Source organism: Lentilactobacillus parafarraginis DSM 18390 = JCM 14109 (assembly GCF_001435895.1).
Lineage (GTDB): Bacteria > Bacillota > Bacilli > Lactobacillales > Lactobacillaceae > Lentilactobacillus > Lentilactobacillus parafarraginis.
Genome location: NZ_AZFZ01000005.1, coordinates 1 through 23,815, shown reverse-complemented (window position 1 = coordinate 23,815; position 23,815 = coordinate 1). Strand labels below are relative to the sequence as shown.

The window sequence follows — 23,815 nt, the reverse complement described above, 5'->3', positions numbered from 1 at the left end:
TTATAAATTAGTATCCGTTATACGTGGATTGAGTACCATTATTGGTTGAATCCGAGTATCCGGTGTTGCCGGTATAGCCGGTTGTGGAATCAGTTGAGGATTGAGCTGTTTTCAACTTGGTTGATCCGGATAACCCAAGCGTTTTGCGAATATCGTTCGATACCCGCAATAGCTCGTTATCAGGGACCACTTGGTATGAGAGACCGTCAATCATGGCATTTTCGCCCTGAAGGGTCTGAGATTTAATGTGGTGGGTCGCATCACCGTATTTGGCACGAATTGCAATCATATCGTCAAAGGTCATATCGGTCTTCAGATTACCAGTCAGTGAAGATAAAATTGACTTGTAACGCGGAAGAGAGGTGATGTTAAGACCCTTCATGACCAAATGCTTGATGATTTGACGCTGACGGGCTTGACGCCCATAGTCACCACGGGGATCGTCATCACGCATTCGGGCGTAATCCAAAGCTTCGGCGCCATTCAAATGGATCTTTTGGCCCTTCACAACGTTGGCGTGCCCGTACTTGAATGTCAGTGGTGGGGTAACGTCCACGCCGCCGACGCCGTTAACCATCTTTTCCAGGCCACCCATGTTGATGATGGCGTAGAAATCAATTGGAATGTCTAACAGGTTCTGGACAGTTTTGACAGCCGTGCCCGCCCCGCCAATGGTGTAGGCAGCGTTGATCTTCTCGTATGGCTGGGTATCACCGGGGACGACAACCTTTGTGTCCCGAGCAATACTGGTTAAATGAACCGTTTTTTGCTTGGCATTGACGGTGGCAACAATCATCGTGTCGGTTCGTCCGGTATCATGACGCCCAAGCGCGCCGGTGTCAGTTCCCAGTAAGAGGATTGATAGGGGTTTACCTTGCTTGATAACTGACGAAACGTTTCGTTCCTTTTGGACATTAGTCGAATCGTAAGTCTGAGTGAACGTCTTCTTGGCACTTTTATAGGCGCCATACCCCCAGACCAGGCCGCTACCAACTGCTAGGAGCAACACGATGAAGATGCTCCAGCCGATAATTCGGCGTTTCCGATTGTTCTTTTTCTTATAGTGGGGCTTTTTATCCGCCCTACGTGAATATACGGGCTCAAAGTCCCGCTTCTTATCTGATGGCATAATGACTCCTCGTTTACAAAAATTCTTACAAAAGTATATTGCACTTTACAGCAAGATTGCGAAAATCATGGGTTATTTAAACATAATTTAACATTCTTTCCGCGATTTTCAGAACATAACGGGAAAAATTATAGCACAATGTGGATTTTAATTGTGTTATAATACAACATCGTATTAGTTTGAGGAATCGAGGAATGTGTATGTCAATATTTATTCAAGCAATTTCCGGGGTCCTCGTGATTTTGATCATGATAGCCCTGGGCTTTATTCTGGCTAGAAATAACTGGTTTGACAGCAAAATGACCAGTATGATTGCCAAACTCGTCACCCAAATCGCACTGCCTGCCTACATGGTATCAACGATTATGGAAAAGTTTACCGCTAAGAAGCTCCTGTCGACGCTTCCTGACGTTGCCTTCCCGTTTGTATCAATGTTTGTGTTATACATAGTCTCAATTTTAATCGTTAAAATCTGCAAAATACCCAAAATTCATTCCGGCTTATTCGAATCAATGTTTTCCAACTCTAACACAGTTTTTGTTGGACTTCCAGTTAATATGGCGTTGTTCCACAGTCCCAGTTTGCCGTTTGTGTTGGTGTACTACATGGTCAACACAACGTTCTTCTGGACGTTGGGGGTCTATCTCATTCAAAAAGATGGCACGACCGAAGCCAAATTGAATTTCAAGCGGACTCTCAAAAAGGTCTTTTCACCGCCACTGTTAGGTTTCATGGTCGGTATCGTTCTAGTATTATTACACGCGCGGGTTCCGGATTTTGTGATGCAGGATTTGAATTACATAGGCGGATTAACGATTCCGCTATCAATGATTTTTATCGGGATTTCAATTAATAGCGTTGATTTGAGTCATCTTCATTTCGACCGAAGCAACTTCCTCATTTTATTTGGCCGCTTTTTGCTGGCACCGACAATTATGGCGTTGCTGGTGATTCCAAGTGGGATGCCGACGTTAATGAAACAAGTTTTTATTATGCAGTCCGCAATGCCGATTATGACCAATGCCCCGGTTGTCTCCCGTCTCTATCACGCGGATTCGGATTACGCGTCAATCATGGTCGCTGAAACAACGCTGTTAAGTCTGATTGTGATTCCCGTTCTGATGGTGCTGGTTCAAAAAGTTTAAAATGATTCATGATGATACCGCCGTTAACGTTGGTCGGGGGATCATAGCGGGCGTGTCAGCATTTCATGCTGGCAGCTACTTTGATAAATAGTTCACGAAGCACTGGCAATCTTTTTCCAACCTATGTTAGACTAGTCCTGTGTTCTGAAAGCGTTCTGGTCGTTTTCAATTAAATTTTGAAAAGAAGATGAAATTGTGCCGACATTGGTCATTATGCGTCATGGCGAAAGCCAAGCGAATCGTGATAATATCTTCACCGGCTGGTCGGATGTGCCGCTAACCAACCAGGGAATTTCTCAGGCGCATCAAGCTGGAAAGATTATTGCGACATCTGGAATTCAGTTTGAAGCCGTTCACACGTCAATGCTTAAACGCGCGATTTTGACTACTAACATTGTGCTCGACGAGATTGGGCAGTCGTATATTCCCGAGTTTAAATCCTGGCGATTAAATGAACGTCATTATGGCGGCTTGCGCGGCAAGAATAAACTTGCGGTTAAGAAACAGGTGGGAGCCAAACAGCTCAAAATTTGGCGTCGAAGTTTTTCGGTTGTCCCACCGCTATTAAAGGTCCGGGATGAGGATCCCCGCTATGATCGCTATGGGGTCCAAATTCCGCTGAGTGAAAGCTTACAAATGGCTCAATCCCGGCTGATTCCGTATTGGGAAGACCACATTGCCCCTAGATTGTTGGATGGCCATAACCAGCTGGTTGTGGCGCACGGCAGTACGTTGCGCGCGTTAATCAAGTTTCTAGAGAAGATTTCTGATGCGGACATTCCAAACGTCGAGGTGCCGAATGGTAAACCGATCCGCTATGAGTTTGATCGGCATTTAAATATTTTAGATAAGCAATTTATGACGGCGACTGATCAGTCGCTTGAAAAGAAGGCATAACATAACAGGAGCTCCAGGCAATCATTGATTGCCCGGAGCTCCTGTTTAAATACGTTTTTGCAGTGATTCATTACTGATTATGCCAATGCGCCCATTGGGTCCCATGGCTTAAGGACGATTGGGTCTTGCGCTTGGGCTTTTAGCTGGTCTTCTGACAGGTAGGCTTTGTTGATCACGAATTGATAAACAAATTGGTCCATCCACGCGTCGCTCATGACGAAGTAGCCCTTAGTCCCGACTTTTTCGCCCCAGCTATTTTCAACTTTCCACTTGGTTGGTTTGCCGTCAACGAGGTCAACGCCCGTAATAACCATCGCGTGGGTCATGAGGCTTTCGCCGTAATCCAGGCGTTCGGCTTTTGACATTGACAGGTCGGTGTCGAACAAATCATCCGGCGCATATAGCGCGGTGTCCATAATGCCCTTCTTAGAATTTGAGCTTTGGCCAACATCACTTCCAAACCAAACGGATTCGCCGTTTTGAAGCTGTTTAATTGCTAACTTCTTCAAATCAACCATTTCAAGGTTCAAATGCTTCACTTGGCGGCCGTTCACAACGTTGCCGAGCATTTCAATCGTGTAGGTCTTGTTGAATGGTTTGTCATCAGTTGGTGAATTGATCAGTGATACGTAATCTTTCAGATTGAGGTTGACGTATTTTTTGAAAAATTCCTGTGGGGTGATGTTTTGGTCGATATGGTAGTTCTTATCTTTGTCCCGATACTCGAAGTCAAACGTGGTTGCTGGTTCACCAAGGGCGTATGCCAGCATTCGGTAAATTTCGTTTAACATGGTTTCCTTGGTTTCGGAAATTTTGTCATCAGATGCGTTATCAGCGACTAATTTTCGCAGTGAAACGGCGTCGTGACGTAATTTAAGGTTGAGATATTTATTAAGCTGGGCGGATTGCTCACTACTGAAAGTTTCCGGCATTGCGTACTTCGGAACGATGCCGTACTTTTCGATAAGGGCGCAAAGCATGTCCCACTGGCCGCCATCTTGCTGGGGGGTTGCCATTAACCAGGCAACTTTCCGGGAATCAAGGGGTTGGTCGGCGGTCTTTAAGACGTTTTCCAAGAAGTAGTTTGATTTTTCGAATTTATCCCAAAAATTTGTGTAGTTTTGGGACAGTTCAAACCCGTCGTCCACCTTAAACGTGTTCATCAAACGAATCCGCATGGTGTTCAGAGCCGCAAACATCCAGCAGCGGCCACTGCGCTTCTGGTCAGCAACGTTACCAGTTGAGAGGTCAATTGAGAAAACCGGGTGCATCAAACTTTCGGAAGTGAAGTCTTCACTGCTCCCTAAGATTCCTTGATGTGAAACGGCCCGTTCAACGACCTTTGAATCCTGACGGTTAGCAAGATTCTGCTGGAACTTGTTGATTTGGTCTAATTTAATTTCTGATGTCAACAAAAATCACTCTCCTTAATAACTTAATAGTTTACGCCGATTCGGCTAAAAGGGCTAGTGGGGGGACCTGTTTAACCGATACGGTGATGACAATATAAAAAATTCGCCAAGAAGCGGCGAATTTAGTTGGGATCTAAATTAGAATGATTAATAATTGCAAAATTATGGGCGGGCGTTTAAAACTTTGGGCCCTGACGGCGTCCCGACAACCACGGTGTTGACAATGTCTAAAAATAAGCCGTGCTCAACGATTCCGGTCATTTGATCAAGTTTTAAAGAAAGGGCCTCCGGATCGTCAATCTGTTTAAGATGCAGGTCAATGACGTAATTATCTGAGTCAGTTGTGACGTACTTTCCGTCCGTCATCCGAAATTCGGGGTGAAGGCCCTGCTCCTTGAGCCGGTTGAACAGCTGGCGGCTGCCGTAGGGGATGACTTCAACTGGAAGGGGAAAGTTGCCAAGCTTATTCACAAGCTTGCTTTGGTCGACAATCCACATATTTTTACGCGAATTAATGGCAACAATTTTTTCCCAAAGATGAGCGGCGCCACCACCCTTGATGCCTTGGAAATTGGTATCAATTTCATCGGCACCGTCAATGGTGAGGTCAATATGGTCAACTTCATCGAGGCCCTTTGTTGGGATTCCCAGGCTGTTAGCCTGAACGCGGGTGCGAGCCGACGTTGGAACGCCGACAATTGACAGGTGTTCTTCAGCAACTCGTTTGCCCAAAGCATCTACCATGAACTTAACGGTTGTCCCCGTTCCCAAACCCACAACTGTGTGGTCCTGAATAAATTTAACTGCCTCCTGGCCAACTAATTGTTTGAGCTCATCTTGTTTTGTCATCACAAAGTTCCTTTCATTTTCGATTGCTTAAAGGTTTTACCTACCATTATTCTGGCGTTCTTGAGTGAATTTGTCAAACTTTAATTTGCCAAACAAATCCCCCTAAATATAGTTTATACTGAATGGAGCTAAAAATGTAAAAGGGAGTTTGATAAAATGATAAATCGTGGGTTTGAAATTGTTTCAAAATATCAGGATGCCGATCTGACACTGCCCTTCCGAACGACGAAAAATGCCGCCGGATACGACTTTCAAAGTGCCGTTGATATGACAATCCCGTCCATTTGGAAGAGGGACTTCCTAAAGGTTTTGTGGGCCATTAAGCACCAAAAGACCACTAGTGACGCGAGTCTAGAACGCGCCAAAAAGATTTTAAAACCCTATTTGATCCCAACCGGGATTAAGGCGTACATGCAGCCAAATGAGGTGCTTGTGATTGCCAATCGGTCCAGTAATCCATTGAAGCGGGGATTGGTGATTCCAAATGGCATTGGCGTGATTGATGCCGACTACTATAATAACACCGGTAATGAGGGTGAGATCTTTGTTCAGATCCTCAATTTTGGAATTGCCGATACCCACATCAAAAAGGGTGAGCGGGTGGCCCAGGGAATCTTTATGCCTTATCTGTTAGCGGATTCTGATGACAGCGCTAAGCAAAAAACGCGCCAGGGCGGCTTCGGTTCCTCTGGTCGATAAAGTATAAGAACCGGTTAAAACCGGTCTTTACCAGTTATGATGACCGGTTAACGTGATAAAATTAAAGTAACAAGCAAAGTGTAAAGGAGAATTTGATTGGCGAAAGTTAAGACTCAATTTGTATGCCAAAATTGTGGCTACATTTCACCGCGTTACCTTGGGCGGTGTCCCAATTGTAATGAGTGGAATACATTGGTTGAAGAAACTGTTGCGCCCACAGTCAAGGCCTCAACCACGACCCTTCGAGCAACTGCGGGTGGTAGAAGCGTTAAGCCCGAGCCGCTGGATAAGGTGAGTTTCCAAAGTGAACCACGATTTAAAACCGGTATGGAAGAACTCAATCGGGTTTTGGGCGGCGGGGTTGTCCCGGACTCACTGATTTTAATCGGCGGCGATCCCGGCATTGGCAAATCAACGCTGATGCTGCAAGTGTCCGGGCAGCTCAGTAAGACGGGGAAGATCCTCTATGTTTCAGGAGAAGAAAGTGCCAGCCAAATTAAGATGCGCGCCGAACGCCTCGATGTTGACAGCAGTCAGTTGTACGTTTTCCCAGAAACCGATATGAACGTGATTAAGGCAACCATTAACGACATGAAACCCGACGCGGTCATCATCGACTCCGTTCAAACGATGCAGATTCCGGAGCTTCAGTCGGCTACCGGATCCGTTGCCCAAATTCGTGAAGTGACCGCTGACCTGATGAACATTGCCAAGGGTCAGGGAATTACAATTTTTGTGGTTGGCCACGTGACAAAGGGCGGCGCGATTGCCGGACCAAAGATTTTGGAGCACATGGTTGATACGGTATTGTACTTCGAAGGGGATCTCCACCATTCCTACCGAATTTTGCGAACGGTCAAAAATCGTTTCGGATCTACTAATGAGCTTGGCGTCTTTGAGATGTTAACCGACGGCCTGCATGAGGTTACCAATCCTTCAGAGATTTTTTTGGAGGAGCGGCTCAAGGACGCCACTGGTTCGGCCATTGTGGTTTCAATGGAAGGAACCCGGCCAATCCTGGTTGAAATTCAGGCATTAGTGACCGCGTCGGTGTTCGGAAATGCGACCCGCACGGCAACCGGCCTGGATCGCAATCGGGTGTCACTGATTATGGCTGTCCTTGAGAAACGGGCCGGTTTACTCCTTCAAAATCAGGACGCCTATCTTAAAGCAGCCGGGGGTGTTAAACTTGACGAACCGGCGATTGATTTGGCAACCGCCGTCAGTATTGCGTCTTCCTACAAAAATCGGGGGACCAGCCCGACCGAGTGTTATGTGGGCGAGCTTGGCCTAACTGGCGAAATTCGCCGGGTAACGCGAATCGAACAGCGGGTATCAGAAGCCCACAAGTTAGGATTTAAACGGGTCTTGGTTCCTGCAAACAATCTCCAGGGATGGACCCCGCCGACGGGCATTGAAGTTGTCGGCGTTGCCACATTGTCTCAAGCACTGAAGCTTGCGTTGGGTTAGAATAGAGAAAAGAGGGTGGAAAATTGAAACGAAAGAGAATTGTTCAACTTGTATTTACACTTGCCGGAGCCGCGATCGGAGCGAGTTATTTCCGATTGATCTGGCTGATCCTGCAGGTGAGTTACGGAACGCTGGTTAATAATGTCATCACGAATGCAATTGTTGGCGCCATTATTTTTTATCTTATTTCATTATTGACCGGTAATTATGTCCTTAAACTATTCGACCGTTTTGAGTCGCGCTTGACCAACCAACGGCCAATTTCGCTGTTGTTTGGGATCTTGGGACTGATCATTGGGTTAGTGTTGGCCGTGTTAATTTCAATTGTTTTCTTTAGAAGCAACACGTTCTTCATGAACACAATGATTCCGATTATTTTAATGTTGATTTTGGGCTACTTTGGGTTTCGGCTTGGAAATACACAGAGCGATCGGTGGCGCAAAGCCTTTCAATTTCGGCGCCGTTCGGAAGCAACAAAGGAACCGGGCGAAAAGATTATTGATAAACCGGTTGATGATAATTACCATCATTACAAAATTTTGGACACCAATATTTTGATTGATGGGCGGATTTACGATGTCATTAAGACCGGATTTGTTGAGGGAACGCTGTTGGTTCCAAAATTCGTTCTGTATGAACTTCAGTATATTGCCGATTCCAGCGACAGCGTTAAACGCGTTCGTGGTCGCCGGGGGCTGGATATTTTGAACAAGCTTCAAAATGAAGACTTGATTCCGATCGAAATCTACAACAAGGACTACGAAGACATTGATGAGGTTGATACCAAGCTCATTCAGTTAGCTAAGGATGTTGATGGCGTCATCGTCACCAACGACTATAACCTTAACAAGGTGATTCAGTTTCAAAATGTGAAGGTGCTGAACATCAACGCCTTGGCAACGTCTTTGCGACAGAAAATTTTGCCGGGACAAAAGCTCAACGTCATGGTTGTCAAAAACGGAACTGAACGTCAGCAAGGGGTTGCCTACCTGGATGACGGCACCATGGTCGTCGTTGAAGATGGTCGGTACTTCTTTAATCAGCATATTGACGTGGTGGTTACCAGCGCCATTCAAACCGACGCCGGCAAGATGATTTTTGCCCGGCCGGAACATTCAACCAAAAACATTACTGATAAGAATGATAACAACGGTAATAGCAACAATAGCAACTCTAACGGCAAACAAAAGAACAATAAGCGTAAGAATTCGGGAAACCGGTAAGCTGATGATGTGATCACCATTTTGAATGATTTAAGGGATTGATGTGGTTTCAACTGCGTCAATCCTTTTTTCCGACCAGTACAGGCTTGGAAACGATAAATTTTGGGTGTTTAAACGATCTGGCTGGTCATCTGTTATTGACTTGATTTTTCCCGGCAGCCGTTTTATTAACGACCTTGGCTTTATTTTTTGGTGACTTCATTGTAAACTTAAAATGCTGACAAAATTTGAATTAAACTTTAGAAAGAGGCGCTGATACTTTGGCAAACAATGCAATTCGAGTTCGATATGCGCCAAGCCCAACCGGCCACTTGCATATCGGGAACGCACGAACAGCCATTTTTAACTATTTATTTGCCCGTCACAACAAGGGTAAATTCATCATTCGAATCGAAGATACCGATACAAAACGAAACGTTGCTGACGGTGAAAAGAGTCAATTAGAAAACCTGAAGTGGTTGGGATTGGACTGGGATGAAGGTCCCGACGTTGGTGGCGACTTTGGTCCCTATCGGCAATCCGAACGAAACGATATTTATCAGCCCCTGCTCCAGCAACTTTTGGATGAGGGAAAGGCTTATTATTCATACCGGACTGAGGAAGAATTAACCGCTGACCGCGATGCCCAAAAGGCCCGTGGTGAAATGCCCCATTACGAATATGAATATGAAGGCATGAGCGACGAAGAAAAGCAGCAGGCGATCGATGCCGCGAAGGCTAAGGGTTTAAAGCCAGTGATCCGGTTCCGCGTACCAAAGGATCATGACTATGCTTGGGACGACATTGTTAAGGGAAACGTGTCATTTAATTCGGATACCATAGGCGGCGACTTTGTCATTGCCAAACGTGACGGCACCCCAACCTATAACTTTGCCGTGGTGGTTGATGACCATATGATGAAAATCAGCCATGTCTTTCGTGGCGATGACCACGTTGCCAACACCCCCAAGCAATTGATGATTTACGAAGCTTTTGGTTGGCAGGCACCTCAATTTGGCCACATGAGCCTGATTATTAGTGCTGACACCGGCAAAAAGCTCAGTAAACGTGATGAATCAGTGCTTCAATTTATTGAACAGTATCGTAATTTGGGCTACTTGCCGGACGCGATGTTTAACTTCATTCTCTTATTGGGCTGGTCACCAGTTGGTGAAGACGAAATCTTCAACAAGAAGCAGTTCATTAAGATGTATGATGAAAAGCGGTTGAGTAAGTCACCCGCCAAGTTCGATTCAAAGAAGTTGGAATGGATTAACAACCAGTATGTCAAGGCTGCCGATGACAGCACCATCATGGACTTGGCTCTCCGTCAGTTGATTAAAAAGGGCAACATTCCGGAAAATCCGGATGCCAAAACCATTGAGTGGGCCCGGCAGTTAATCAACCTTTATAAGCGGGAAATGAGTTATATGGCCCAAATTAACGACATGGCTTCCGTGTTCTTTGAAGAACCCGAAGAGGTCAGTGGTGATGCGTTGGCTGAAATTTCTAACGACACCGCTCCAGTTGTGTTGAATGAATTCCTGCAGCGAATTCAGAAGTTGGACTATTTTGACGCCGTTGAAATTTTCCACACAATTAAAGCAATTCAAAAGGATACTGGGATTAAGGGCCGCCAATTGTGGATGCCAATTCGAATTGCGGTCACTCACGAGATGCACGGACCAGAATTACCAGAATCAGTTGAATTGGTTGGTAAGCAAAAGGCCGTTCAACATATTAAGCAGACGTTGAATCAAATTAATAAATAATTATTTATAAAAAATATTTTTAAATTAATTGGTCTCGTTGAATTTTCGACGAGACCTTTTAGTATAGTGAGTGGGCAATAGTGAAAAAATAATTGAAAACTATGCTATCATTTCTTATATAATGACGAATCAAGAAAGGAATTAGACATGTTGCAGATTTATAATACGCTCACACGACAAAAAGAAGAATTTGAACCCGTTACCCCCGGCGTTGTTAATATGTATGTCTGTGGCCCAACTGTCTACAACTATATCCACATTGGCAATGCCAGAAGTGCGATTGCCTTTGACACCATTCGCAGATACTTGGAATACCGTGGATATAAGGTTAATTACGTTTCCAACTTTACCGATGTTGATGACAAGATGATTAATGCTGCCCGTGAAAATCATACAACCGTTGAGGCCATCGCCGAAAAGTACATTCATGCATTCATGCAGGATACCGCCGCGCTTAACATTTCCAAGAATGTGGTTCATCCAAGGGCCACTGAAAATATTCCAGAAATCATTGATTTTGTGAAAAACTTGGAAGATCAGGGTTACGCTTACAATGTTGACGGTAACGTTTATTATCGGGCCCGTAAATTTCCCTCCTATGGTGCACTTCCCCATATCGATGTCGATCAGCTGGAAGTTGGGGCTAGTCAACACGTTGAAAAGGGCGAGTTCGCTCAAAAGGAAGACCCGATTGATTTTGCCCTCTGGAAGAAATCCAAGGGTGATGAAATTTCCTGGGATTCGCCCTGGGGAAAGGGCCGGCCTGGATGGCACATTGAATGTTCTGTAATGTCGATGAAATACCTCGGCAACACGTTGGATATACACGGCGGCGGTGAAGACTTGATTTTTCCCCATCATGAAAATGAACGCGCTCAAAGTGAAGCCAGAACCCACCAGACGTTTGTCAAATACTGGATGCACAATGGGTTCGTCACAATTGGTGAAGATAACGAAAAGATGAGTAAGTCACTCGGAAACTTCGTGACGGTTCATGATTTGCTGAAACGGGTTGACGGGCAGGTTATTCGGCTATTAATGTCGACCACCCATTATCGCCGGCCAATTCAATACAGCCAGGCAAGTGTTCAGGAAGCTTCAAGCAACTTAAAGAAGCTGCAAACCGGCTTTAATAATCTGACTTACCGCCTGCATAACGCGGAGGCGGGCAGTGATCCGAAAGTTGAGCAGGAAGTTCGTCAAATTATTGCGGACTTCACCGACGCCATGGATGACGATTTTAACGTGCAAAACGGGATTGCCGCGGTATATGAACTTGTCAAATTTGCCAACATGTACAGTGAACGCGATATTGTTTTCCAAAACAGTCTGCAATTTATTATTAACACGCTGACTGAACTATCTTCGATCTTCGGCATTAAGCTTGAACAAAGTGAATTAAAGGATGAGGAGATTTGGGATTTGATTCATGAACGTGAACGGGCCCGGGCAAACAAGGACTTTATTCGCAGTGATGAAATCAGAGAATCTTTAAAAGCCCGCGGTGTGATTCTTGAAGACACGCCTCAGGGAACCCGGTTTAGAAAGGAATAATAACCAGACATGGCAGATGAATTTGCACAGTTGAACGGCATTGCGTTGGCATACATGGGCGACGCGGCCTACGAAGTTTTCATTCGGCGGCACCTCATTGAGCACGGAATTGCCAAACCCACGCGCTTGCAGCATGTGGCGACTAAGTACGTGTCAGCCAAGGCACAGGCCGCGCTGATTGAGCTAATGGCCAACGCTGACCTACTATCAAATACGGAGTGGGACTATTTTAAACGCGGCCGTAACGCCAAGAGTCACACCCACGCTAAGAATACCGATGTGATTACTTATCGGATTTCGACGGGGTTTGAAGCCGTTTTCGGGTACCTTTGCCTAAGTGATCAAAATGATCGAATGAAGGAAATTGCAAACTGGTGCATTAACCAGGTAGAAAGCGGGAACTTAAAACATGAAGCATGATCAGGAACAGGAAAATGAAGAGTTTATTATCGGCAGACATCCGGTTGTTGCCGCGTTAAAGAGCGATAATCCGCTTAACAAATTATTTATTCAAACCGGAATTAAAAAGGATGACAACATTGTGTCGGAGATTTTAAAGCTGGCCAAAAAACAACGGTTGGTGGTTTCTGAAGTGCCAAAGCAGAAGCTGGATCGGCTTACCCATTCTCAGAATCATCAGGGCGTGGTTCTGTCGGTTGCCGCCTTTGAGTACGCCACGCTGGATGATTTATTTGAGAATGCGAAGCGCCATGATACCGATCCGTTCTTTGTCATTCTCGATAACATTGAAGATCCCCACAATCTCGGCTCGATCATTCGAACCGCTGACGCGGCTGGCGTGACCGGCGTGATTATTCCCAAGCACCGGGCGGTTGGGTTAACCGCGACGGTGGCGAAAACCTCTGCCGGCGCGATTGAACGGGTGCCGGTTGCCCGGGTTACCAACCTGTCAGCAACCATCAAGGAATTGAAGGAACGCGGTGTGTGGGTTTTCGGTACCGATATTTCCGGCACCGATTATCGGCAGTGGAACGCCAAGGGAGCGGTTGCTGTCGTGATTGGCAATGAAGGCAAGGGAATTTCACCACTGCTTAAAAAACAGGTGGACGAAATGCTGACGATCCCGATGGTTGGCGATATCCAAAGTCTTAATGCCAGTGTTGCTGCCAGCATTTTAATCTATCAGGGATTTAATTCGCGGCATCCGTTGGCAAAAAAGTAAAGTTGGTGGGCAATTGTGAAGGAAAATTTATTAATCGTTGATGCCTACAACATGATTGGCAACTGGCCGCACTTGAACAAACTTAAACAGGCTGGCCGATTAGCTGATGCCAGAGATGAGCTGTTGGCCGAGCTATCGGAGTATAAAAAGTATCGTGACGTCAACATGATTGTCGTCTTTGACGCAATGTACGTCCCTGGCAATTCAAAGAGTTTTCGTAAATTTGATATGGAAATTGTCTGGACCAGTAAGGATCAGACGGCTGACAGCTATATTGAAGCCCTCTCACGTCAGAAACAGGATCGGTTTACCCAAGTGATTGTGGCAACGAGCGATCAGGCTGAACAGTGGACAATCTTTTCGGCGGGGGCGCTTCGGATACCTGCTCGTGAATTGCTCGGGGATGTTAAACGGGCGAAGCAGGAAGTCGCCCTTGAAGCGCGAAAAATGACCGATAAATCCCATGCGATTCGTCAGACCCCGTGGGATCCAAAGCAATTATTGGCACTGGAGAAGCTCCGGGATCATTTGATGAATCACAAACCAGATGACCAATAAAAATATTAGGTTATTAATATTAGTCAATTGGTCTAGGTGAAGCTTATGAAACCTGAACGCCGGTTCGCTTGAGACAGTAAATACCCTTCGTGTAGTGTAATTTTCAACCATTATCTACAAACTGAAGGGAAGCGTGTCTGATGACAACGAAAGCAGAATTTAAAATGATTCGAATGGCGGCCGATGGGGATGAGCAAGCGTTTAAGAAACTGTTTGAGCAGTATCATCCGTTAGTGCGGAAATTCAATAAAATGTTTTACGTTTATGGAATGGATCGCGATGATTTTGACCAGGAGGCCAGTATCGTGCTCCTCAAAGCGGCTCAACACTACGACTATCAGCGAAGCATCACGTTTGGGACGTTTTTTAGAGCCAGTTTGAAAAACCGGTTCTTTGATCTGGTCCGTAAAAATAAAGCTCAGAAACGCCAGCCGCGCCAACTGCCCAAATACATTGATGAAAACTTGGGTTATTATGCCGCAACGTTAAAGGATTCGGCTGCTAACAGCCCTGAGTTTGCGATGCTTCTCAAAGAAAGCTTTCGCGACTTGTATCTAAAATGTTCCCCGTTGGAACAGGATGTGTTCGCCGAATTACTGGCTCAGGGGTCGGCGGGGCTGATCGACCAAAAAAGTTTTTTGAACGCTTATGAACGCTGCAAACGAAAATTTGACAATGAGTCCAATTGACTGATTGTCTTTAGAATGCTAGAATTACTATGCTTGTGAGGAGGTGCCGCCATGGCACAGAAAAAGGTTGCTCTGGCGTGTTCAGTTTGTGGATCCCGGAATTACACGATTCCGGCGAACCCTAATCGAACCAAACGCCTGGAGCTAAATAAGTTTTGCAAGTTTTGCGGTAAGTATACATTGCATAAGGAAACGCGCTAAAACAACAACGTAAGGGGACGCAGATTTGAGACTTTGGAAATTTTTAAAAAATGTTGTGAACGAAATGAAAGTCGTTACTTGGCCTAACGCTAAGCAAACCCGGACTGATACCAGTACTGTTCTGGGAACATCCATTATCATGGCAATCTTTTTGGGCGTCATTGACTTCATTGTCCAATGGGGCTTGAAATTTCTTGCATAGCCATTTAGGCAAAATTTTGATATAGTTAAGATGTTGAAACCTGCAGAACGTGTCAGGTTTTTTTGTTTGAACAAATTTATGACGGTTAATTAAAGAAGAGGAGTCAGTCAATATGGTTGAGTCAGCAGAAAAGAAATGGTATGTGCTTCATACGTATTCCGGTTATGAAAATAAGGTTAAAATGAACTTGGACAGTCGGAAGCAGTCGATGGGAATGGCCGACTTGATTTTTCGAGTGGTTGTGCCGGAAACCGAGGAGCATGAGACTGATAAAAAGGGTAAGGACAAGATCAAAATGGATAAGACATTTCCCGGCTATGTGCTGGTGGAAATGATTATGACTGACCAGGCATGGTATGTTGTCCGAAATACCCCTGGAGTGACCGGATTCGTGGGATCTCACGGGCGGGGAAGTAAACCAACCCCTCTTTTGCCTGATGAAGTTGATTTAGTCTTGAAACGGATTGGGATGAATTCCCGTCATGAAGAGTTGGACGTCAACGTTGGCGATACGGTTAAGATTGTTGACGGGGCCTTTACCGGATTGAACGGCAAGGTAACTGAAATTGACAACGAAAAGATGCGGCTTAAAGTCAACATTGAAATGTTTGGGCGCGAAACGTCGACAGAACTTGAATTTAATCAGGTTGATCCAATCATCTAACCGGTTGGTCGGCGGCAAGCCCCTATTAAAATTGGCTGTTGATTGAACCGATGAAAATTTGAGTTGTAGCGCATTAAGGTAGAATTTAGCGGTGCTTCAAAAATGATCGTATGAACAAAGGGCATCCCTAATTTGACGGCACTTTTGATGAAGCAGGTGACTAAAATGAAAGTCCTCAGCTTACTAATGGTCGTTCTGATCGGAATAGTGGGCGGATTTGGCTGGTGGTTTGTCCGGCTGGGTAAACCAATGTTAAGCGGCCAGTCCAGTCAAGATGATGCTGATCACAGCGTGACTTTGTTTTTGCCAGGGTATTTTGGCAATCGGTTTTCGTTTGGCTTTCTACTTAGGCGACTGGTTCGCAACTATCACGCGAACAAATCATTGGTCATTCACGTTACGGGGAATGGGCAGTTAAAGTTCACTGGGACAGTCGTTAAAAATCGGTGTGTTGTCCAAGTCTTGTTTCATGACAAAACATCACGACCCAAGCAGCAGGCGGAGTGGCTGACCAAAATTTGTGAGGTTCTGCATGATGACTATGGCGTAGAGCGCTTTAATCTAGTGGGACACTCAATGGGGTGTATTACGATCTTCTGGTACTTAACTCACCAACACCGCCATTCTCAAGTTGAAGTGGCAAATGTTGTTGCGATCGCCGGGCCGTTTAATGATTCGGAAATCGCCAGAAACACCCGGTCGGTGGATTCATTTCCGCTTAATGCAAACGGGCCGACGACGCGAACCCCGGTTTATTCGGCCCTTGCCCGGAATATTTCTGACATTCCGGATAATATGCGGGTGTTGAATATTGCCGGCCGAATCAGTAATTACCAAACCAATGACGGCCAGGTTTCGGTGAATAGTGCTTTTTCACTCCGGTATTTACTGGAACGCCCGTTGGTTTATTATCGGGAGCTGATTATTAATGGCCGGCACGCCAATCACCGCCAGCTTCATGAAAATCGGCTGGTTGATGATCATATCGCGCGTTTTTTATGGCACCAGTAATTGCTATTGTGTCGTGGTGCTGTTTGTGGTATATTATGTAAGTATGCTTGCTCCGGCAGACACACAAACGTGGGAGGAGAAATATTGATCTCCATTAACCACACACGGACTTAAGGAGGTTATGTCTCGTGGCTAAAAAAGTAGCTAACATCGTTAAATTGCAGATTCCTGCGGGCAAAGCAACACCTGCCCCTCCAGTTGGTCCTGCTTTAGGACAAGCAGGGATTAACATTATGGGCTTTACCAAGGATTTCAACGCCCGTACTGCTGATCAAGCAGGGATGATTATTCCTGTTGTCATTACTGTTTATGAAGATCGTTCATTCGACTTCATTACAAAGACTCCACCTGCTGCTGTGTTACTCAAGAAAGCTGCTGGTGTTCAAAAGGGTTCCGGCGAACCAAATACTAACAAGGTTGCTAAGGTGACTAAGGACCAAGTTAAGCAAATTGCCGAAACAAAGATGAAAGACCTAAACGCAGCTGACGTTGAAGCAGCAATGCGCATGGTTGAAGGAACTGCTCGTAGTATGGGATTCACTGTTGAAGGTTAATTCAGCACCCAACTGCTAACACCGTTCATTCAATTCATACATTGTACAAAACGTCGCGTGGGAGGTTTATCCGTTAACACCACATTCAAGGAGGAAAACACATGGCTCGTAAAAGAGGTAAACAATATAAAGCAGCTCTTGAACAAGTAGATGCTGACAAAGCATATCCCGTTCAAGACGCCGTTGAACTTGTAAAGAAAGTTGATTTTGCAAAATTCGACGCAACTGTTGAAATTGTCTTTAAATTAAACGTTGATACTAAGCAAGCTGACCAACAATTACGTGGTGCAGTTGTCTTACCTAATGGTACTGGGAAAGACCAAACTGTCATCGTCTTTGCAAAGGGTGACAAGGCTAAGGAAGCCGAAGCAGCCGGTGCAGATTTTGTTGGTGAATCTGACTTAGTTGAAAAAATTCAGGATGGTTGGCTTGACTTTGATGTTGCCATCGCAACCCCTGACATGATGGCCCAAGTTGGTCGTTTAGGTCGGGTTCTTGGCCCTAAAGGCTTAATGCCAAACCCTAAGACGGGTACGGTAACGATGGACGTTGCAAAGGCCGTTGAAGAATCAAAAGCTGGTAAGGTAACTTATCGGACTGACCGTGACGGTAACGTTGCTGTGCCAGTTGGTAAGGTATCATTTGATACTGAAAAGTTACTTGGCAACTTAAAGACCATTGAAGATGTTATTGTGAAAGCACGTCCCGCATCAGTACGTGGTACTTATGTTAAGAACGTTTCAATTTCATCAACATTTGGTCCTGGTGTAAAGGTCGATCTAGAATCATTTGATTAATGATTTTTCGATTTAAATTAAATCCCTTATTGACGCATACTCATTGATTGTGATATGCTGTTAAATGCTGATATATGCCTAAGACTCAGGTGGCGCAAAGCCTTAATATCCTGCCGAGGAAACGAATCTTTTTCCTATGTCTAGGTTGGCATAGGGATTTTTTATTAAATCCCATAAAATTTTTGGGAGGTGAAACTAGTGAGTGAACAAACAATCGCAGTTAAAGCAAAGTTAGTTGACGAGGCTACTGAATCGATGAAGGCTGCTTCATCAATCGTTGTCGTTGACTACCGTGGTTTAACTGTTGCCGAAGTGACTGATTTGCGTAAGCAACTCCGTGACGAAGGCGTTAAGATGCAGGTTATCAAGAACAAGGTTTTGGAACGTGCTGCAGAAAAAGCTGGTTTTGATGATTTGAAGGAAACATTTAACGGCCCAACCGCTGTTGTATTCTCTTCAGAAGACCCAGTTGCTGGTCCAAAGATTGTCCATAACTTTGCTAAGTCTAACGATGCGCTTGAACTTAAGGGTGGCGTTATTGACGGTAAGGTTGCCAGTCTTGAAAAGATCAACGAGTACGCTGCATTGCCTAGTCGTGATGAATTGCTTTCTACTCTTGCTAACATTCTTCAAGCACCTGTACGTAACTTTGCATACGGTGTTAAAGCAATTGCTGATAAGAAACAAGAAGACGGCGGAGACGCTGCTTAATTAATTCCAATTATAATGGAGGAAAATATAATGGCTTTCGATAAAGACAATATTATTGATCAATTAAAAGATGCTTCAATTTCTGACCTTAACGACTTGGTTAAGTCAATTGAAGACGAATTTGGTGTTTCAGCTGCTGCTCCTGTTGCCGCTGCCGGTGCTGCTGGTGGAGACGAAGGTACAAAGGATTCATACGATGTTGAATTAACTGAATCCGGTGACCAAAAGGTTAAAGCAATCAAGGCTGTTCGTGAAATCACTGGTCTTGGCTTGAAAGACGCTAAAGGACTTGTTGATGGCGTTCCTTCAACAATCAAGGAAGGCGTTTCAGAAGACGAAGCTAACAAGATCAAGGAAACCCTTGAAGCCGTTGGTGGTGTCGTAACTCTTAAGTAATTTCATTACTTGTGAGTTAAAATAATCGCTTCGTATCGATAGTTGTTATCGATATGGGGCGATTTTTTTATGGATTTGGAGATAGCTATTTGAAGGTAAGCGGCGGTCAAACCATTATGAACCCGCAAGCCAGAAGATGTCATTGAGCGACGGGTCGCCAACCCCTTTGCCAACCGTTCATGACCAATCATCCTGAATCTTAAATTTAACTGATGAATCGCTGATATTCAGGCTTCTCAGTTGTTTTCAAGAACGTAAGTTGGCATAATAAAACCAATAGATTTTGAAATTTGGGGTGGCGAATGTGGCAAAGTTGAAGGAGTTTATTAACAAACGAATGACAATCATCAAACTACTGTTTGTTTTTTCAGTGTTAATTTTTGTCGTCCGTCAAATAGCGAAAATTATTCGCCAGGTTAATGGGGCGCAGTTTAAAGCTGTGCTGGCGAGTCAAACGACCGGGTCATTGGTGCTGATGATGGGATTTGGCTTTATTGCAATCTTACCAATGTTGATATACGATTTTTCGATTGTCAAATTTTTACCAACCGCATATTCACCCGGATACGTTGTTAAAAGTGGGTGGGTTGTTAACACGTTTACCAATTTATTGGGATTTGGTGGTCTTCTTGGCGCCAGTCTCCGGGCGCATTTTTACGGAAAAGGGGCTACCAAGCACCAAATCTTGTATGCCATCTCAAAGGTGGCGTTGTTTTTAATTTCCGGCTTGTCGATTCTCTGTTTTGTATCGCTGGTGATGATTTTTGGGTTTGGCATCGGAAGCATTTTTTCGCATTACTGGATCTGGTTGCTCGGCGGGGCCCTGTACTTTCCGTGCATGCTGATCTTTACCAAAGTCAATCACTCCGATTTTTTTAACGACCTTTCAACGAAGCAGGAATTGACGATGTCGGTTGGGTCTTTTTTGGAATGGTCGAGTGCCCTGGCCTTTTTCATCTTCATTGGCTATTTGATGGGATTGCCGATTAATTTTGCCGCGGTTATTCCGCTGTTTGTGGTCGCTAACGTCGCCGGGGTTGTCTCGATGTTACCCGGTGGCCTTGGGTCGTTTGACATTTTTATGATCATTGGTTTGGGTTTTCTCGGCATCGGCCGAAGTGACGCGGTTGTCTGGATCTTACTCTACCGGGCGTTCTATTATTTTCTGCCGTTTTTGGTTGGGGCCGGTCTATTCGCTCACGACACTGGTGGGAAGATTAACGCGTTTCTGGATAACTTGCCGCGAATCTTTATTCGCCGGATTGCTCAGGTGGCATTGACGGTCTTCATGTACTTTTCAGGGATTATGATGCTGTTGTTTGCAACGGTGCCGAATGTCGTTATCGTTAACCAACTTTATATCCGATTATTTCCGTACTCCATCTTTTTTGTGAGTCATCTCATGAATATCATCGTGGCGTTTCTCCTAATTGGCCTTGCAAGTGGGATCTGGTCACGGACGAAACGGGCTTTTTGGCCAACCATGGTTGTTTTGATTATTTCGATTCTTAACACTTGGCTGAATGAGGCGTTCACTTGGCGGATGATGGCATTTTTCGCCTTTATCCTGGTTCTTTTGGGACTCTCACGACGCGTTTTGTACCGGGAGCGAATGGCCAATTCTTGGGGGACCCTGGCTTTTAATGGGTCGATCTTTGTGGTGACGTTCGTTGCCTACACCCTGGTGGGCATTGCGGCCAATCCTCACACGCCGCTTCATTTCGACAAAGCCTATCTGTTTCCCTCTCAAGCGGCCTGGCTGGTGGGCTTCATTGGCCTTGTCATTGCGTTATTGGTCTTGTTTGCAATTAATCGGTATCTGACCGCTAACCGGCCAAAGTGGCTGAACACGCCCTTTGATGGGGATCGGGTACGCCATGTAATTGACCAGTACGGTGGTAATGAAAATAGCCACCTGGCTTTTCTTCACGACAAACAGTTGTATTTTTATCAAGAGAATCACCAGGATCAGGTTTTCTTTATGTTCCGGAAAACTGCCGATAAAATTTTGATTATGGGCGAACCAGTTGGTAATCCAGACAAGGTAAGTGCCGCTATCGATCAGTTGATGGTCGAAGCAGATCGATACGGATATAAACTGCTATTTTATGAAATTAATCAGGAATTGACCATGAATCTCCATGAAATTGGGTTTGATTTTATTAAAACCGGCGAAGATGGGTTAGTTAACCTTCCAGAATTTACACTTAGCGGCAAACGTCATCGGGGCGAACGCGCGCTAATGAATAAGTTTGATCGGGAAGGCTATCAGTTTGAAATCATCAAGCCGCCATTTGATTCGGCAACCCTTGCCAATTTAAAGGCGATCTCGGATGAATGGCTGGATAACCGGCCAGAGAAGGGGTTTTCGCTGGGCTTCTTTGACAGCTATTACCTCCAGCAGGCGCCAATTGCCGTGATGAAGGCGGCGGACGGAAAGGTTGTGGCTTTTGCTAACTTAATGCCGGACGGAAATCACGAAATCATCTCAATTGATCTCATGCGGTCTTCATCACAGGCCCCGTCAGGAATTATGGACGGGATCTTGGTTAATTTGTATCAGTTAGCTGCTAAAGCTGGTTATCATTACTTTGACTTGGGAATGTCACCACTTTCCAATGTTGGAACGTCACGGTTTAGCTTTGCGCAGGAACGGATTGTGCACTTGATTTACGAGTACGGCTATAAGCTTTATAGTTTTGAGGGGCTGCGGGCATACAAGAATAAATACGTTGACGAGTGGCGGCCAAAATACATTGCCTATTATCGGGGGAGCTCTTTGGCGTTTGCGGTTCTCCAGATTCTGCCGGTGGTTAATCGTCCTCGTAACCAGGTGAGGTTTGGCCCGTTAAAGTGGTTCTCAGTTGAGTAGCCGGTCACTTCGATGATCTTTGAAATGAATTTAACAAATCAAAAAGGCCGCGGCATAAGGGAACTTACTTATGCCGCGGCCTCTTGGCAGAGCCGGTTAATTCGAGCAATGGGTTGGTTTATCAAAATTTTGGACTCAAACGTTTTTTAATCCTAATAAGCTATTTTGTTTGAAATTGAACTTGGGCTGATTTGGTTGGGGAAGTAAACGCATAGAAGAGGCGCTGCCCATGCTGAGAAATGACGGTTGCGGATTTGCCATTAATCGTTGGCGCCGTCTGCTTGGGTTTTAGGAAGCCATAGACAAAGTTATTAATGGGCCTCCCAGCAACCTTGTTTTCCAGTTGATATGGCCGATTCAGCGTATGGGCGGAGACAGCACTCATATGGTAGCCCATGGTAACATAGCCGCCAAAAACCCGTTGCTGGAACTGAACGATCAGGTGATTATTTTTTGTGTAATCCAACACAACTTGATCATGATTTTGGTCCGCAGAAAGGGTCACAATACTCTTGGCATCAATGGTTTGATGATCGTTTTGCATCGCGATCCGTGCCATCGTTGTTTGCGGGTCACGGTAATGGACAAGGAGAAAAACTGACCCGGACAGAATGAATGAGAGTAAGAGCAGCGACGAAATGATTGCTGGCCAATGCTTTTTACCAGTACGGGGATTGATTGTTTGTTCCAAAATTGGCCTCCTTGTTGTGGGCGACTGTTCCGCAGTCAATGACGATAACTGGATCGGAATAATCAGGATGCCAATTATGATACGCTCAAAATGTGACTTTTTTGTGAACGAACTATGAATATCTTATGAATCCCCGGCAGTGGGATTATTGATTGACGATCGTTTGGATTGATTTGGCCAGTTTCTGGTACTGGGTTTCAAAATAAGCGTGGTGGGGAAAAACCATACTGAGTGTTCGGCTGATATCAAAATTTTCCAGCGGTAGCGAAATTAACTTCCCAGATGCAATTGCGGGCATTGCCAAAGATCGATACATAAAGCTGATACCGACGTTTTCCTCGATTAAACGAATGATCGTTGCCATATCACCAACCGTAATGGCCTTTCGAAAGTCTGCGACGCTATGGTTTCCGGTACTTAACCAGTCAGTTAGAATTGCGCGGGTTCCTGAACCGGACTCCCGAAGGACCAAGGTGTTCATGAAGCAATCCTGAAGGGTCACGCTGGCTTTCTTAGCCAGTTGGTTTTTGGGGCTGCAGACGGCGATAAATTGGTCGTCAAAAATTGGGATTGCTGTGTAGTCAGTTACCTTGAAATTCCCCTCCACTAATCCAAATTCAATTTCGCCATTATCGATTCCGTGCAAAATGGCATCCGTATTGGCAACCAAGCAGTCAATGTTGGCATATCGGCCAGCAATTTTTTTGATGAAAGCTGGTTCCACGATGGCGTTAAACGACAGCGTGGCGCCAAACCGAAGGGGCCGTCGTTCATTGGGCTTCTTGAGATGTTCAATCAGCTGATCACTTTGGATCGCCACGCCCTCAATAAATCGCGCCAGTTGTTTACCGGCAGTCGTGATAATGAGGTTGGGCCGCTGGTATTTCACGAGCTGAATCTGGAGATCATTTTGCAGGCTGGCAATTTGTTGGGTAACCGCCGGTTGGGTAATGAAGAGCTGTTGCGCCGTTTTGGTGTATGAATTTGTCTTGACGAGGGTTAAAAAAGTTTCATATCGTCGATCAAGCATGGATATCGCCGCCTAATAAGAATTTTTTATACTGTCATTATACATTATAACTTTGATTGATTACTCATCTCTGGTAAGATTTTAAAAGTAATTTGCGGTAATGTCCAAAGTTCCATGAAAAAGTAGA

General features: G+C 45.1%; 25 protein-coding genes and 1 other annotated feature. Of the genes, 20 read left to right on the top strand and 5 right to left on the bottom strand.

The window, feature by feature from the left end:
* Positions 1-7 precede the first annotated feature (7 nt).
* Positions 8-1,129 (bottom strand): LCP family glycopolymer transferase, encoded by a 1,122-nt coding sequence (locus tag FD47_RS02140; protein ID WP_054732644.1) that lies wholly within the window; start codon positions 1,127-1,129, stop codon positions 8-10.
* Between the two features lie 200 nt (positions 1,130-1,329).
* Between FD47_RS02140 and FD47_RS02135 the strand changes: the two genes are divergently transcribed.
* Positions 1,330-2,274, top strand: a complete 945-nt coding sequence (locus tag FD47_RS02135; RefSeq protein WP_054732642.1) for an AEC family transporter — start codon at positions 1,330-1,332, stop codon at positions 2,272-2,274.
* A 213-nt stretch (positions 2,275-2,487) separates the two neighbouring features.
* The gene (locus tag FD47_RS02130) at positions 2,488-3,171 is read left to right on the top strand and encodes a 2,3-bisphosphoglycerate-dependent phosphoglycerate mutase (RefSeq protein WP_225352721.1); all 684 of its coding nucleotides are present in this window, start codon (positions 2,488-2,490) and stop codon (positions 3,169-3,171) included.
* Positions 3,172-3,248: 77 nt separating this feature from the next.
* Here FD47_RS02130 and FD47_RS02125 read toward each other — a convergent pair whose 3' ends face one another.
* Together FD47_RS02125 and rpiA are read right to left on the bottom strand one after the other, a co-directional pair.
* Positions 3,249-4,583, bottom strand: a complete 1,335-nt coding sequence (locus FD47_RS02125) for a C1 family peptidase (RefSeq protein ID WP_054732712.1) — start codon at positions 4,581-4,583, stop codon at positions 3,249-3,251.
* Between the two features lie 162 nt (positions 4,584-4,745).
* Complete coding sequence (gene rpiA / locus FD47_RS02120; RefSeq protein ID WP_008211698.1) at positions 4,746-5,432, bottom strand: ribose-5-phosphate isomerase RpiA; 687 nt, start codon at positions 5,430-5,432, stop codon at positions 4,746-4,748.
* 159 nt (positions 5,433-5,591) lie between these two features.
* Here rpiA and FD47_RS02115 point away from each other — a divergent pair, with 159 nt between their 5' ends.
* The 18 genes from FD47_RS02115 (at position 5,592) to mprF (ending at position 21,967) form a co-directional block, all read left to right on the top strand.
* The gene (locus tag FD47_RS02115; protein ID WP_054732709.1) at positions 5,592-6,131 is read left to right on the top strand and encodes a dCTP deaminase/dUTPase family protein; all 540 of its coding nucleotides are present in this window, start codon (positions 5,592-5,594) and stop codon (positions 6,129-6,131) included.
* A gap of 96 nt (positions 6,132-6,227) precedes the next feature.
* Positions 6,228-7,601, top strand: coding sequence for a DNA repair protein RadA (gene radA / locus FD47_RS02110; protein ID WP_056979992.1), 1,374 nt, complete (start codon positions 6,228-6,230; stop codon positions 7,599-7,601).
* Positions 7,602-7,624: 23 nt separating this feature from the next.
* Positions 7,625-8,824: a PIN/TRAM domain-containing protein gene (locus tag FD47_RS02105; protein WP_054732636.1), complete on the top strand. Its 1,200-nt coding sequence runs from the start codon at positions 7,625-7,627 to the stop codon at positions 8,822-8,824.
* Between the two features lie 260 nt (positions 8,825-9,084).
* Positions 9,085-10,575: a glutamate--tRNA ligase gene (gltX, locus tag FD47_RS02100; protein WP_054732633.1), complete on the top strand. Its 1,491-nt coding sequence runs from the start codon at positions 9,085-9,087 to the stop codon at positions 10,573-10,575.
* 147 nt (positions 10,576-10,722) lie between these two features.
* Positions 10,723-12,129, top strand: a complete 1,407-nt coding sequence (gene cysS / locus FD47_RS02095) for a cysteine--tRNA ligase (protein ID WP_008211706.1) — start codon at positions 10,723-10,725, stop codon at positions 12,127-12,129.
* A gap of 9 nt (positions 12,130-12,138) precedes the next feature.
* Complete coding sequence (locus FD47_RS02090) at positions 12,139-12,549, top strand: Mini-ribonuclease 3 (RefSeq protein WP_008211707.1); 411 nt, start codon at positions 12,139-12,141, stop codon at positions 12,547-12,549.
* On the top strand, positions 12,539-13,312 hold the full coding sequence (gene rlmB, locus FD47_RS02085) for a 23S rRNA (guanosine(2251)-2'-O)-methyltransferase RlmB (protein ID WP_008211708.1): 774 nt from the start codon (positions 12,539-12,541) through the stop codon (positions 13,310-13,312). Before FD47_RS02090 ends, rlmB begins: the two co-directional genes overlap by 11 nt.
* A 15-nt stretch (positions 13,313-13,327) precedes the next feature.
* The gene (locus FD47_RS02080) at positions 13,328-13,870 is read left to right on the top strand and encodes an NYN domain-containing protein (protein ID WP_056979991.1); all 543 of its coding nucleotides are present in this window, start codon (positions 13,328-13,330) and stop codon (positions 13,868-13,870) included.
* A gap of 140 nt (positions 13,871-14,010) precedes the next feature.
* Complete coding sequence (locus FD47_RS02075; protein ID WP_008211710.1) at positions 14,011-14,559, top strand: sigma-70 family RNA polymerase sigma factor; 549 nt, start codon at positions 14,011-14,013, stop codon at positions 14,557-14,559.
* Between the two features lie 51 nt (positions 14,560-14,610).
* The gene (gene rpmG, locus FD47_RS02070) at positions 14,611-14,760 is read left to right on the top strand and encodes a 50S ribosomal protein L33 (protein WP_040537635.1); all 150 of its coding nucleotides are present in this window, start codon (positions 14,611-14,613) and stop codon (positions 14,758-14,760) included.
* A gap of 25 nt (positions 14,761-14,785) precedes the next feature.
* Positions 14,786-14,962 carry a preprotein translocase subunit SecE gene (gene secE, locus FD47_RS02065; protein WP_054732630.1) on the top strand — a complete coding sequence of 59 codons (177 nt, stop codon included), beginning with the start codon at positions 14,786-14,788 and terminating at the stop codon, positions 14,960-14,962.
* Between the two features lie 112 nt (positions 14,963-15,074).
* Positions 15,075-15,626, top strand: coding sequence for a transcription termination/antitermination protein NusG (nusG, locus tag FD47_RS02060; protein WP_054732627.1), 552 nt, complete (start codon positions 15,075-15,077; stop codon positions 15,624-15,626).
* 165 nt (positions 15,627-15,791) lie between these two features.
* On the top strand, positions 15,792-16,637 hold the full coding sequence (locus tag FD47_RS02055) for an alpha/beta fold hydrolase (RefSeq protein WP_225352710.1): 846 nt from the start codon (positions 15,792-15,794) through the stop codon (positions 16,635-16,637).
* A 128-nt stretch (positions 16,638-16,765) separates the two neighbouring features.
* Positions 16,766-17,191, top strand: a complete 426-nt coding sequence (gene rplK / locus FD47_RS02050) for a 50S ribosomal protein L11 (RefSeq protein WP_008211714.1) — start codon at positions 16,766-16,768, stop codon at positions 17,189-17,191.
* A gap of 101 nt (positions 17,192-17,292) precedes the next feature.
* Positions 17,293-17,988 (top strand): 50S ribosomal protein L1, encoded by a 696-nt coding sequence (rplA, locus tag FD47_RS02045; protein WP_008211716.1) that lies wholly within the window; start codon positions 17,293-17,295, stop codon positions 17,986-17,988.
* Positions 17,989-18,047: 59 nt separating this feature from the next.
* Positions 18,048-18,160 (top strand) — a sequence feature (ribosomal protein L10 leader region).
* Between the two features lie 26 nt (positions 18,161-18,186).
* Positions 18,187-18,699 (top strand): 50S ribosomal protein L10, encoded by a 513-nt coding sequence (gene rplJ, locus FD47_RS02040; protein ID WP_040537636.1) that lies wholly within the window; start codon positions 18,187-18,189, stop codon positions 18,697-18,699.
* Between the two features lie 30 nt (positions 18,700-18,729).
* Positions 18,730-19,095, top strand: coding sequence for a 50S ribosomal protein L7/L12 (gene rplL / locus FD47_RS02035; RefSeq protein ID WP_040537637.1), 366 nt, complete (start codon positions 18,730-18,732; stop codon positions 19,093-19,095).
* 304 nt (positions 19,096-19,399) lie between these two features.
* Entirely contained in the window at positions 19,400-21,967 is a 2,568-nt protein-coding gene (mprF, locus tag FD47_RS02030; RefSeq protein WP_056979990.1) for a bifunctional lysylphosphatidylglycerol flippase/synthetase MprF, read from the top strand.
* Positions 21,968-22,127: 160 nt separating this feature from the next.
* Here the strand turns inward: mprF and FD47_RS02025 are convergent, their stop codons facing one another.
* Entirely contained in the window at positions 22,128-22,658 is a 531-nt protein-coding gene (locus FD47_RS02025) for a hypothetical protein (protein WP_225352709.1), read from the bottom strand.
* A 145-nt stretch (positions 22,659-22,803) separates the two neighbouring features.
* The gene (locus tag FD47_RS02020) at positions 22,804-23,688 is read right to left on the bottom strand and encodes a LysR family transcriptional regulator (protein WP_235806044.1); all 885 of its coding nucleotides are present in this window, start codon (positions 23,686-23,688) and stop codon (positions 22,804-22,806) included.
* Positions 23,689-23,815 lie beyond the last annotated feature (127 nt).